We start from the raw sequence: 12,905 nt of genomic DNA, 5'->3' as shown, positions 1-12,905 counted from the left end.
CGAGGGGGGGGCGTAAGGCTGTGATCGGCTTCCATCGTATCCCTCCTTATTTGAATGCGCTTCCAATAAGATAAGTATAATCACTGGGATGAAGTGCCGATATACACAAAAACGTAAATAATGTACAGATATTGGAGGAACTTAATCAGGCATTTCCCCCTACCTTCGTTTCCATTCGCATACGCGAAGAGGCTGTCCCGCAGGACAGCCTCTTCATGTTTACTATAAGCTTAGCTCCAAATGCCCAAACGTTCATCGCTTTCGGTAAGTAAAGGCATATCCACTCGAATAACGGTTCCTCTGCCCATTGCGCTTCCAATTCGCAAGCCGTAAGGCTCACCATGATGAATTCGTATCCGTTCATGTACATTGCGCAGGCCAATGCCTGTGAAACGGTACGCCGAGCGATCCTGCCCGGGGTGATCCTGCAGCAGCTTGCCTCTTTGTTCCCTGGGGATTCCTATCCCGTCATCGCGGACATACAGCCGCAGCATGCTCTTCTCGACGCCTGCTTTAATCGTAATGAGGCCGCCGTGATTGGGCGTTATGCCATGAAACAGGGCATTTTCTACGAGCGGCTGCAGAGTAAGCTTAAGAATCCGGTAATGCATCACCGACGGATCGATCTCCAGCGCATAACGATACTGCTCGCCATAACGCACCTGTTGAATGTGCATATACATGCGCAGCCCTTCCAATTCTTCGTCTAAAGAGACGTACTCCGACTGCTTGTCAAAGCTGAAGCTGAGCAGCTTCACTAGAGACCGTATGGTATCGCGCACCTCGTCAATCCGCTGCTGCTTCGCCAGACTGCTGATGCAAGCAAGCGTGTTATACAGAAAATGCGGCGCGATTTGGCTTCGCAGCATCTTTAGCTCGTATTCCTTTTTCTGCTCCTCCGCCGATTTCGTCTTTTGCAGCAGGCTTTGAATCCGCTCTAGCATCGCATTGTAGCTTTGCGTCAGCCGGCCGATCTCATCCCGCCGCGTGACCGGCAGCTTTGCCACAACCTGGAGATCGTTAAGTCGATCCATTTTCTCAACAAACCTGCGAATCGGATGCGTGAAGGAGCGGCTGAGCAGGTACGCGCTGAGCAGCAGCACGATAATCCATACAATGCTCGCTGTCCTGTAGTTGTTATTCAGCTTCTGCAAGTCCTGATAGAAATAATCTTCTTCAATAAAGGCCGCGAGAGACCAGCCCAAACGATTTTTCGCCGATTTTACCGCCACCAGCGGGTTTAGGGAATGGCCTTCTATGCGATTCACTCCGATTTTCAACGTGACGAGCTGCTTTCGGAAGCCGTCCTGAAGCTGCGGGGGAAAGGATGCCTGCTCGAAGGGAAGCAGCTTATCGCGGGAATCCAGACGATTAATGACGTTTCCGTCCTTCGTAAACAGAACATAGGATTGATAGATCATCGGAGCGATCCGCTCCGTGAGCAAATCCAGATTCAACTCGACGACCATAACGCCAAGCACCTGTTTGTTTGCTCCCGTAATCGGCAAGACATAGGCAAGCGTATGCCCGGACATTGGCGAATAATAAGGCTCGCTGACATTAATGGACCCATAATTTTGCAGCGCAAGCGCATAGAGCTCCTGCAGACGGGGATTTCCGATGATTTCAAAATACACCTGGGAGCTTGAATACACGCTGCCGTCGGCGCGAATCATGTACAGGGTTTTTGCGATCGAATTGTTATAATCGGCAAATTTGCGCAGCGTATCGATCGCTTCCTCCTCGTTTCCCTTCTCTAGCAAGTCCGCGCGGGTCGAGAGCAGCAGCAGCATATTTTCTACATTATCCAAGCTCGCATCAATATATTGATTCGTCCGGCTTACAAGCAGCTCCGCATCGCGGGTCAACTGATTCTGCAGCAAGCTCTCCGCCTCATGAAGATTGCGCCAAGCGAGCCCAAGAAACAGCAGGAGCGTCACGATAAATAAATAGATGAACTGCTTGGTGGCAAGACCAAGGCTGGCATACCAATGAAACAGCTTCGTCATATTTCCCATTCCCCCGCGCCCGGTCTCTAGCCCTTAACTATGCCTTTTATAATCCGTCGGCGATACCCCGGTCCAATTCCGAAACGTAACGGTAAAATAGCGATAGCTCGGGATGCCGACCTCCTCCGCTATCTCATACACTTTCTTATTCGTATGCTTCAGCAGCTCCACCGCTTTCTCCATTCGCAGCCGCGTAATATATTGATTGACCGTACTCCCCGTCTCTTCCCTGAACAATTTGCTGACATAATGCGGGCTAAGACCGACCTGGTCGGCAATATGGGGCAGCGAAATCTGCTCTTGCATATGGTCCTTGATCCATTGCACAGCAGAGCGGATCTCTACGCGCGAGCGCGTTCGTCCCTGCTCGACAGCGTTGATCGCACGGATGACGCAGGCGACCAACTGAGACAGCGTTTGCGCCTCCATTAATTGTGCGATGCCGGAGCCGTCAAGCTCTTCGCCTTCCTGTACTTTCAGCCAGTCCACCTGCCAATTGAGCATCCTCTCTTTTAGCTGTTCAGGCTTGATGCGGTGTATCGAGCACCATTGGATAAACTCGCCGTGCAAACACTCTCTTAACGCCGATGTGGACCAGCTCGCTTTTCTAAGCAGCTCGTTCATTTCCTTGGCCTTCTTATCAGTCATGTCCGTTAAGAGCAGCGGATGATCGATGAACACTTGGCTTTCCATGGCATAATCATAAAATAGAGCGTCTTTCCATTCCGTCGAATGCGCAAGCGAACTCGCAAGCTCCTCCTTGGTCTTAAAAGGATGGCTCACTATGGCATGAACGGCAGAGTGCTGATCCATCAGCGGGCAATCCCGGAAAATCAAATCATTCATCGCTTGCACGGCTATCCCAAGCGATTGCAAGACTAACTCGGATGGCTGCCCCGCGTCGATCAGAATAAAATACTCTTTTTCCCGCAACGTCAGCCAAGTCAGCCAACTAGGATCGTTTCTTTCCATTTCGGCAAGCAGCTGCTGGATAGGCTGCTTGACGGAGAGGTAGGCGGAATGGGAAATGTTTATCATCAAACGAACCAATAGAGCCGATTTTTCCCCGTCCAGCCCCATCGGATGCCAATCGGAGCTCTCTACCGTTTGCCCATGAAGCAGTTTGCCGAATAATGCCGCTTGCAGCATTCTTTGCTCCCTTTTTTCACTTTCCTGGGCAATCCTCTCCTTCATCATCGCAGCTCTTACTTTGTCGAGCGCTTGCTTTAGCTCATCCTCTTCCATCGATACCTTCAGAATGTATTCGAGCGCTCCAAGCCGAAGAGCTTCTTGCACATAATGAAAATCGCTGTGACAGGTGAGCAATATCATTTGAACCTTTGGGTATCGTTTTCTTAATTCCCGAATGAGCGTAATTCCGTCCATAACCGGCATGGTAATATCCGTGATAACAACATCGGGCGCACAAGCTTCGCATAGCTGCAAAGCTTCCGCTCCATTGCTAGCTTCGCCAGCTAATACGGCATCACAATTCTCCCACGGGAATATCCGCAGTTCCTGTCTCAGAGGGATCTCATCATCAACGATCAATACGCGAAGCGGCTTCATGGCCATAAGCTTCTCTCCTTTCAAATCCCTGATTCCTCACTGCAAATCGGAATAATTTGAAAGCGTTATCATTATGTTTAGCTAATTATAGTGCATAAACTCGGATTTCGGCAACCTCCGCACGCAAGCCGCCGTTTGTACCTTCGATCCAAACTCTAATTTGTTTGGATACCATTTCTTCCTTAAGCTTATGAACCCTTTTGCGCTTGTAGTTATCGCTCTGCTCCGCTACAACGATCCACTCCTCCCCAATGAGCGCCTCTATACGGTAGGTGCGCACCAGCTCTGGAATCGTTTCGAAAACTGTACGATGATGGTGCAGGTTGATTAAATCCTCGTTAACATCATCGTTAAAGGTGAGATGAATTTCTGCTATTTTTTGCTCTTCCTCCCATGCTAGCTGGATCCATTCCGGATTGCCCTTGCTCATTTCCTCGGACACCCAAAGATGCGGCCCCGCATAGGGACGAACATAACCATCAATCACTTGTATCGGTGAGTATGCCTCTGTGGCTGGCGTAATTTGCATGCATGCCAGCTGACGGTTCCAAGCGCGCATGCTCCATTGTACGACCGGCTGATCGGGCTGTTGATCTTCCAACAGTGAGGATACGACCGGCTTTGGCCCCTTCTCAAAGCACAATACGCCAGTCAGCGGCCTATCCGTCGTGTGGAGCCTTATCGCTTCATTAGCCTTTATAATGACAAAAGCGTTGCAAGGTTCATCCGGCTGCCAGGGCAGTCCAAGCTTCACCCACTGCCGGCTGCCTTTGGCTACAGTCGCAGAAGCAACGGCTACCTGCTGCTTAGGCACATAATTTTCTCCTTTGCCCGTATGCCACAGCTCCACCTCAAGCAGCGTGTCCTGTTCAGCATCCAGCAGCAGATCTACCGTTTCCAGAGAGGGATTAACGGGAAATAAAACGCCTACATCCTTATGGAGCGAATGGCTATCGGACGGGCTTGCAACGGCAATCGCATTCAGCGTACTGGATGCCGTGATTTCGGCTGTTTTTGCAAGGTCCCGCGGGTCATCACCTGCGATTCCGATAATCGATGCATCTTGGCGCAGCATAAGCTGCTGCAAATCTTTCATGTAATCCCGGTGCAGTAACCGCGGCGAGACTCCTTTCTGCAGCGCCAAAGCGGCGCCGCTGCCGGCTGCTTCTCCCATAACGGCACAAGTTGCCATAACCCTTGTTGTGCCAAAGGCAACGTGGGTTGCGCTAATGTCACGGCCCGCGAACATCAGATTGCTTACATTGCTCGAATAAAGGCTGCGGAAAGGGATATGGTAGATGCCGTCCGGATACAAATGCTTCGATCCGCTCTCGGTCGAATACATGCCTTGCGGCGGATGAAGATCGATGGACCAGCCTCCGAAGGCAATCCGGTCGCCAAAGGGCTCCTGTGCGATAATATCGTTTTGATTTAGCATGTAATCCCCCTGAAAACGGCGGTATTCCCGCTTGCCAGGAAGCGAGCCTACCCATTCCAGCGTCATGTTGTCTGCCTCAAAGCTACCCGAATTTTTGATATAATCCCAAATGCCATAAATGACCGACCAGAGCTCATCGCGTATAGATTCATTGTTATGAACCGTATCGGTTTCGCCGCCCCATTCAATCCACCAATAATGGCAGCCCGAGTCGCCGCTGCGGATCACCCGCTTCATGGGAATCGTCGTTTTCGTGATGTCCTTCGCAAAGCTTGGAGGAATGTATTTCACTGGGCGGTCGGATTCCTTCGTATAGAATAGAAGCGTGCTCCCTAGCGTAATGTCATCCGCAATCTCCGGGGCCCATTCCTCGTTGTACTCATCCCTAGCTTCTCGGCCAATCCGGTATTTTGCGCCGGCAAGAAAACCTACGAGTCCATCCCCGGTACAATCGATAAACATATCGCTTTCAAAACGAATCTTTCGCTCCGAGCCCATCATCCATCCCGTTACCGAATGAATGACTCGATCATCCTCCTGTCCGCTGGCTTCCACTTCATGCACATCTGTGTTGAGAAACAATTGGATATTTTTCTCCGCGCGAACGGTTTCGAGTACGACAAGATCCCATAAATAGGGGTTACCATCTGGATTTCGGTACTGGTTCTCGACGAACATTTCACCCATAATGCCGGTTTCCCGTGCATACCGCTGCGTGCCATGCGCCGTCGCGCCGCATACCCATACCCGAACCTCACTGCTGGAGTTGCCCCCAAGAACGCCTCTGTTGTTGATGAGTGATACGGTCTGTCCCAGACGCGCAGCAGCAACGGCCGCACATACGCCGGCCAAGCCCCCGCCAATGACGGTTATATCGGATTTCACGAGTTCAAGCTTCATAACGATCGCCTCCAAGCATGATTTTATCTTCATCTTATACGAGGGGGTCGTTATTTAACATGCACTGCGCTATCATAAGAGCATATACTTTATTTCACTCAGGAGGCTGAGGCAAATGAACCTTTCAAGCAGCGGTCTAATCCCCCTGCTATCGCACCATATCTATTGGGACCACAAAACAAAGTTTCAATTCAACGTAGATATTTATGAGCATTGGGTGCTCTTTGCTGTGGAGGGCGGCAGCTTCTCCTATCGGATTGGGGAAGCTGAAGGAACAGCGAATATGGGCGACGTAATTGTATGTCCGCCGGAGCTCAGCTTCCACCGCAGCGTCATGCACACGCTTTCGTTTCATTTCATTGGATTTTCTTTCCGTTCGGTCTCGGATGAGCAAGGAAAACAAACGGAGGAGGAGGAATCGGTTCGGCTTCGCCTGGCTGCATCCTCCTATAAGCTAACTATTAGCCAAAGGGAGCGGCTTGCCGATAATCTAAGGTTCTTAAAGGAGCATCCTGAAAAGGAAATTAATCTGAAGCGCCACTGGCAAAACCATGCGTTAAGCGATATTTGGCGCTACTGCCAGTCGTCTGAAGCTCCCACCTCCGATAAAGCGGTCCCGCCCATAGACCCGCTAATTGAACAAGCCAAGCTGTTCATTGAGCAGAACGGCTTTGGAGAACTAAGCATGCTCGAGCTTGCCGCCGAGCTTGGAATCAGCTCCGTGCAGCTAAGCCGTAGATTCAGCAAGAGCGAAGGCATGAATCCTTCGCACTACTTAGCCCAGCTTCGCCTTGAGAAAGTCAAAGAGCTGCTAATGGATACCGACTTGCCCCTTGAGAAAATCGCGGTTGCCTGCGGCTACAGCAACGGATTTTATTTAAGCCGGGTATTCACCAAAGCATTACAAACCAGTCCATCCGCCTTTCGAAAAACGAACCGCGTCTAACGAATAAGACACATTTCGGATTACAAAAAAAATAACGTTTTTTTTGTGCACTTGAAAATCTAAAAAAGAAATGTTATATTGTTTGAGACATCAATCATTGACGGGTCAACGGTTAAGGAAGGGAGGAACTGCTCATCACACGTTTTAAATCGAAGCAAGAGCGGATTCTTTATTTGCTCCAAGGGCTTAACAATAAGGTCAGCCCTAAATTTGAACGTTGTACGGGGATCAGTTCATCACGTTTTGAGCTCTTGTGCGAGCTTTATGAGGCGGATGAAATCAACCAAACCACCTTGCAAAAGCTCATTAATATTGACAGTGCCGCCATTACGCGCCACCTCAAACAGCTCGAAGCGGACGGCATGGTATCCAGGCGCAAAAACCCGGATGACAACCGGATCACCTTCGTTCGCCTTACCCCGGAGGGTCGGGAAAGAATTATCGGTTATAAAGTGGAGAAAGCTAATTTCGTCAACAAAATGATGAAGGATTTCACTGAAGAAGAACTTCATCTGCTTGATGAACTGCTTAGCCGCATGCAAAATAATATCTAATTCTGCTAAAATCAGCTGTCTTTTAGCATAATACAAAAAGGAGTATTTCTACATCATGAGTAAATATCAGAAAACAAACGATTTTAATGAAATTGTATTTGGGCGTCGTTCCGTTAAATATTATGATTCCAGCGTCAAAATCAGCCGCGAGGAATTAACTGAAATTTTGGCAGAGGCCACCGCTGCCCCTTCTTCCGTTAACATGCAGCCTTGGCGCTTCGTTGTGATTGAAAGTGAGGAAGGCAAAGCTGCGCTTGCCCCGCTTGCCAGGTTCAATCAGAATCAAGTAAGCACTTCAGCAGCTGTAATTGCCGTGTTTGGCGATATGGATAACTTTCAATACGCGGAAGAGATTTTCGGCAAATCGGTAGAGCTCGGCTATATGCCTCAAGAAGTAAAGGATATGCAATTCAAGGCTTTCACCCCTTACTATCAAAATATTTCGAAAGCGGATTTGCGCGATGTCATCCTTATCGACGCAGGACTTGTCTCCATGCAGCTGATGCTTGTCGCTCGTGCCCATGGCTACGATACGAATCCAATCGGAGGCTTTGAGAAAGCTCAAATCGCCGAAGCCTTTGGCCTAGACAAAGAGCGTTACGTGCCCGTCATGCTGATCTCCATTGGCAAGCAAGTGAATGAAGGGCATCCCTCCTACCGCTTGCCTGTCGAGACCGTTACCACTTGGAAATAATTAAACGAATAAGGACGGTGAATAGCCATGATTATTATTCATGCAGGACTCGCAGTAAAACCTGAGCAAGAGCATGCTTTTCTGGAGGCTGTTAATCTGCTCATTCCGGCTTCGCGTGCCGAAGAAGGAAATATTAGCTATGCTCTCCTGAAAGATACGGAGAAGGACCATCGCTATACGATGGTCGAATTGTGGAAAGACGTGGAGGCAACCACCGCTCATAATACCAGCGCACACTTCACTGCCTTCGTCCAGAAAGCGCACGCTTACCTAGCTGCGCCAATGGATCTCCAAGTGTTCAATGGGGAACAGATCAATCGTTAACATGCAAGTACTGGATAGAGTGGGGCAGCTTTGCCCCTAACCTCTTCCACCAACCTACGCATCGGTCAATTATGGAGAGCTTCATTAGCTCTGCGTTCTTTCACGATATTCCGAGGGAGAGACTCCCGTATACCGTTTAAAAAAGGTCGAAAAATAATTTGCATCCGTAAAACCTAGTCGAACTGCCACCTCGTATAGTTTAACCTCTCGATCCAAAAGCAGCTGCTTCGCTTTCTCCACTCTTGTTTGAGTAATGAATTCTTTAATCGTCTCGCCACGCTGCTTCTTGAAATAGGAGCATAAATAGGTTTCACTGAGATTAACATGATCTGCAATTTGTTGAATGTTAAAACCATTCTCATGAAAATGGGAATGAATATAACGAATAATTTCCCTCATTTTGCTCAAGCCTTGCTCCGTATGGCCGGATTTTATCTCATAGAAGAGCTGCAAAAAAGATAGCAGATATCTTCTCAGATTTTCCAAATTCGAAATTCTGTCGATCTCTTTCCAAATATATCGCCTTTCCGTATCGTGTGTCAGCTCTTTCAAACCTTGTTGTACAGCAACTTCCAAAATAGCAAGTAGAAACTGGAAGTACGTATCCTTGACACGTACGATATCAATGTCCACATGCTCTCTCGCGCGTTCCGTTAATTTATCAAGGGATTGTTTGACCGCATCCAGATTGCCTTTTCGAAGCTCATCTCTCGTGATGCGTACATCTTCCCAATTGGTTTCAAACGGGGTATGAACCGCGTTCACATCATTGGAAAATATAGGTTTTAAACCCTCGACGTAAAATTGCATAAAACCGGCTTTGCGAGCGGATTGATAAGAAATCGGAATATCATCCAGCTCATGTACAACCTCTCCAATGCCGAGCCTTACTTCGATGTTATGCCCAGCAATCGCTTTCAACTCTGCATAAAGTGAATCAATAATCTCTCGATTGTCACGAAACGAACTCCGGTACGCCCCTGACATTATAATTATTAAAAAATGATTGGAATCAAAGCCGAACAACGCGCGGTATCCACGTAATTGCGGCACCGTATTCAACGTAAATAACAACTGTTCCTGCACTAGAGCCGGATCTTCAGGAAGATAGGCGGGACTCCAATACAATAAGGCGGAAAGCACGGTATACGGGCCTTGCGAAGGCAATAAAAACGTTTCTGTGCTTTGCAAAGCAGGTCGAACGTGTACAGATGTGGGGACAGCAATAAGCTTGCGCACCATCTCTTGCCTTAAGAAAGGCAAGCCATGATCAAATCCTGCCTTCAATTGCTCATCCTCGGATTTTTTCTTGCGTTCTTCGCATTTTAATTGAATAGCCGTTAAAATCACAGATTTAACTTCATCCAAATTGACCGGTTTCTCGATATAATTCAAGGCTTTCAAATGAATAGCCGCTTTCAAATATTCCTTATCCGAAAATCCACTCAAAAATATGAAAATCGAAGTCGGATCAATGGCTTGATATTGCTGGGCAAACTCAATGCCGTTCATCTTGGGCATCCGAACATCACATAGCACAATATCCGGCCGCACTTCTCTTGCCGTGTCCAAAGCCATTAAGCCATTACGGGCAGTGAACACCTGATGGATGCCTAACTCTTCCCAAGGAATATATTTTTTCAACATCTCTCTCGTTCTTTCCTCGTCATCCACGATCAATAATTTCATTTGCTGCGACCCCCTTGCTGTAAGACTTCCAACCGTCTGGCATTTTCTTTCATTATTACCGATGAATTGCGCATCTGTCGAGGTATCTTCTCCGCTTACAACTCTGACCTCATCCATTTAAATGCCTAGACTGCATTTAGATAAAAAGCCGCGCCCTTGAGAAGGGAACGGCTGTTTGTCTACTATACTAACCTTTGTTAGCCAAAAATGCTGCTGCTTGTGTTTCTACTTCATTTTTCACCTTATCGATACCAGCTGCATTCATCTTGGATACCAGCGTATCAAATGACTGGTTAACATCCTTAACCGCTCCGATTGCTATCGGAAGGAAATACTGGGAGGATACGTTTTTCAAATTTGCGATTTCGGATTTAACACTTTCCGAGTTGAACGTAAAGCCGAGATAGGTGGCGGGAAGAAGATAATCTTTGATTTGTTTGTTCAGCTCCACATAGGCGTCCGTCCAATCGGCATTCGGTTTGAACAAGTCTTTATCTACGAACCAGAAACCAGCAGCATCTGCTGGGTAACTATTATTCTCCGACGTAACGCCCTCTGGAAGCGTCAATTTGTCGTCAGCCGTAATCGCATAGTTTTTCCCTTCAATCCCGTAGTACATCAAGTAAACATAAGATTCATCCTGCATTATAAGGTCAAGCGCTTGCAATGCACGATCCGGGTTTTTCGAATTAGCGGCAATGGCTACTCCGTTGTTCAACCAGCTGTTTGAAGGTGCATGGCCTGATGGTGAAAGTACTGGCATAATGTATGTCTCGATTCCTTTGTCTTGGCAGCTTGCAAGCATCGATTGGACATCAATGGAGTTGGCGAAAGCTACGCCTGACTTTCCTTCACAGAAATTGTCTTTGGAGCGGATTTTGTTGGAATATGGGTTCTTGTTCACATAACCTGCGTCATACCATTTTTTCATCGTTTCAGCTGCATATTTGAATGAGCCTTGGATCGGTTCATCCGTAATACTGAGGATTTTGCCGCTTGCATCTTCCTGATCCGTATAGACACCTACGCCTGATGGATCTCCAGAATCATGCGGTGCACCTGGATAGGCAAATTTCTCTTGAACCAATGCGCCAAATGGTGCTGGCAGATCATATTGTGAATCCAAGTTAAGCGGTGTCATATCTGGGTAGTCTTTTTTGATGGCTGCAAAATAGGGCTCTAATTCTGACATTTTGGTAGGATTCGTTAATCCAACTTGATCTAGAATATCTTGGCGAAGGACGACCACACCTACTTTGCGGTCAGGAGTTGTTGTCGGAATCATGTATTGCTTTCCGTTGACTTCAGCAGCTTTATAGGCAGCCGGATCTTGCTTAGCGTAATATTTAGGCATAAATGACTTCAGCATATTCTCTTCCAGAGGCAGGAATGAGCCTTTGTTAGCCTCCGATACGTAAAAATTCCAGTCTGCCGCGAATACGAAGTCAACGTCTTGTCCGGAAGCAAGCACAAGCGGATATTTGGAGCCTACATCTCCCCAGCCGATGTAATTCAGCTCAACCGTAGCATTAATATCTTTTTTAAGCTTTTCATTCAAAGCGGCTAACACATCCGGCATGCCTTTCGGAGCTTCACCGAGCACATAACCAACGATCTTCACTTCTTTGGAGTTATCCGGTTTGCCTTCATCGGTTAATGCGGGCTCCGTCGATCCATTAGTGCTGGCTGGCGTATTACTTGAGGTGTCTTTGGCATTATTCCCGCTGCAGGCAGCAAGTACAAGTACGAACATCACCACAAGAACTAAAACAGAAAGACTGCTTTTTCTGAATGCTTTCATCTAAAAAACCTCCCCTTATTTTGTTCAAGCTTTATTTATATACATTCCGTTTGACTCGGAACCTATATCAACCTTTGACTGCACCAATCGTGATTCCGCTAACGAAATACCGTTGTACGAAAGGGAAAACCATTACGATCGGCCCCGTAGCAATGACGGTCATTGCCAGCTTAAATGTCTCTTTCGGAGTGCTGACACTGGACACATGTTCAGACATCGCAGCAGATAAATTAATGGCTGAGAGCATCTTATAGAGAAGATATTGCAGCGGAATCAGCTGGTCCTTGCTTGTGAACATCATCGCTGTCCACCAGTCATTCCAATAAGCCAGAGCTGTGAAAACACCAATGGAAGCGAGTGCTGGCTTAGACAAAGGGATAACAAGCTGAAGGAATATGCGCAAATCTCCGGCCCCATCTATTTTCCCGGATTCAATCAACGGCTCTGGGACAGAACCTTTGATGAAACTGCGTAAAATCAAGATGTACATGACATTGAACATCGGTCCTAGAATAAGCACATAATACGTGTTCGATAAATGTAAATACCGGCTTAGCCAGATGTAGTAAGGGGCTAAGCCTCCGCTAAACAACGTTGTGAAGAACAGAAAAAATGACAGTGCATTCCGATATCTGAGCTCCTTCCTGCAGAGCACGTAGGCAGCCATCGTTGAGATAAACAGAGATACGACCGTTCCAATTATCGTGATGAGAATGGAAACTTTATAGGCGGACAGGACATCCTCAGGGAAACGAAAGATAAATTGGAACGCTTCAAGCGAAAACTCCCGCGGCCAAAACCAATAACCATCCTTTAAAACCGAGCTTTCTGACGAAAAGGCACCGGCAAGCAATACGATAAAGGGAAGTACACATACGAGTGCAATAATCGTAACCACGGCATACGCAATAGTCGTGTACACCGGAGAAGAATCTTTTTTACTTTTGACACTAAGACTGCTCATAACCATCACCTTCTTGT

At 47.6% G+C, this 12,905-nt stretch carries 10 protein-coding genes; 4 read left to right on the top strand and 6 right to left on the bottom strand.

Features of this window, described 5'->3' with window-relative positions; all coding sequences use genetic code 11:
- Positions 1 to 230 precede the first annotated feature (230 nt).
- The 3 genes from FJQ58_RS24135 to FJQ58_RS24125 form a co-directional block, all read right to left on the bottom strand.
- A complete protein-coding gene (locus FJQ58_RS24135) occupies positions 231 to 2,009 on the bottom strand; it encodes a sensor histidine kinase (RefSeq protein ID WP_139997351.1) in 1,779 nt (592 codons plus the stop codon).
- A 33-nt stretch (positions 2,010 to 2,042) separates the two neighbouring features.
- Complete coding sequence (locus tag FJQ58_RS24130) at positions 2,043 to 3,584, bottom strand: response regulator transcription factor (RefSeq protein WP_139997350.1); 1,542 nt, start codon at positions 3,582 to 3,584, stop codon at positions 2,043 to 2,045.
- A gap of 79 nt (positions 3,585 to 3,663) precedes the next feature.
- Positions 3,664 to 5,916 (bottom strand): FAD-dependent oxidoreductase, encoded by a 2,253-nt coding sequence (locus FJQ58_RS24125; RefSeq protein WP_139997349.1) that lies wholly within the window; start codon positions 5,914 to 5,916, stop codon positions 3,664 to 3,666.
- A gap of 115 nt (positions 5,917 to 6,031) precedes the next feature.
- Between FJQ58_RS24125 and FJQ58_RS24120 the strand changes: the two genes are divergently transcribed.
- The 4 genes from FJQ58_RS24120 (at position 6,032) to FJQ58_RS24105 (ending at position 8,434) form a co-directional block, all read left to right on the top strand.
- The gene (locus tag FJQ58_RS24120) at positions 6,032 to 6,862 is read left to right on the top strand and encodes an AraC family transcriptional regulator (protein ID WP_139997348.1); all 831 of its coding nucleotides are present in this window, start codon (positions 6,032 to 6,034) and stop codon (positions 6,860 to 6,862) included.
- A gap of 134 nt (positions 6,863 to 6,996) precedes the next feature.
- Positions 6,997 to 7,416, top strand: a complete 420-nt coding sequence (locus tag FJQ58_RS24115; protein WP_139997347.1) for a MarR family transcriptional regulator — start codon at positions 6,997 to 6,999, stop codon at positions 7,414 to 7,416.
- A gap of 55 nt (positions 7,417 to 7,471) precedes the next feature.
- Positions 7,472 to 8,110: a nitroreductase family protein gene (locus FJQ58_RS24110; RefSeq protein ID WP_139997346.1), complete on the top strand. Its 639-nt coding sequence runs from the start codon at positions 7,472 to 7,474 to the stop codon at positions 8,108 to 8,110.
- 27 nt (positions 8,111 to 8,137) lie between these two features.
- Positions 8,138 to 8,434 carry a putative quinol monooxygenase gene (locus tag FJQ58_RS24105; RefSeq protein WP_139997345.1) on the top strand — a complete coding sequence of 99 codons (297 nt, stop codon included), beginning with the start codon at positions 8,138 to 8,140 and terminating at the stop codon, positions 8,432 to 8,434.
- An 84-nt stretch (positions 8,435 to 8,518) separates the two neighbouring features.
- Here the strand turns inward: FJQ58_RS24105 and FJQ58_RS24100 are convergent, their stop codons facing one another.
- The 3 genes from FJQ58_RS24100 to FJQ58_RS24090 all read right to left on the bottom strand — a co-directional run bounded on the left by FJQ58_RS24100 (position 8,519) and on the right by FJQ58_RS24090 (position 12,888).
- On the bottom strand, positions 8,519 to 10,123 hold the full coding sequence (locus FJQ58_RS24100; protein ID WP_139997344.1) for a helix-turn-helix domain-containing protein: 1,605 nt from the start codon (positions 10,121 to 10,123) through the stop codon (positions 8,519 to 8,521).
- A gap of 187 nt (positions 10,124 to 10,310) precedes the next feature.
- Positions 10,311 to 11,924 (bottom strand): DUF3502 domain-containing protein, encoded by a 1,614-nt coding sequence (locus tag FJQ58_RS24095; RefSeq protein WP_139997343.1) that lies wholly within the window; start codon positions 11,922 to 11,924, stop codon positions 10,311 to 10,313.
- Between the two features lie 67 nt (positions 11,925 to 11,991).
- The gene (locus FJQ58_RS24090) at positions 11,992 to 12,888 is read right to left on the bottom strand and encodes a carbohydrate ABC transporter permease (protein WP_139997342.1); all 897 of its coding nucleotides are present in this window, start codon (positions 12,886 to 12,888) and stop codon (positions 11,992 to 11,994) included.
- Positions 12,889 to 12,905: the final 17 nt, after the last annotated feature.

The sequence above is a fragment of the Paenibacillus paridis genome, from assembly GCF_006345825.1.
Classification (GTDB): domain Bacteria; phylum Bacillota; class Bacilli; order Paenibacillales; family Paenibacillaceae; genus Pristimantibacillus; species Pristimantibacillus paridis.
Note: the sequence above shows the minus strand (reverse complement) of the source record. Positions and strands in the feature narration are given on the sequence as shown.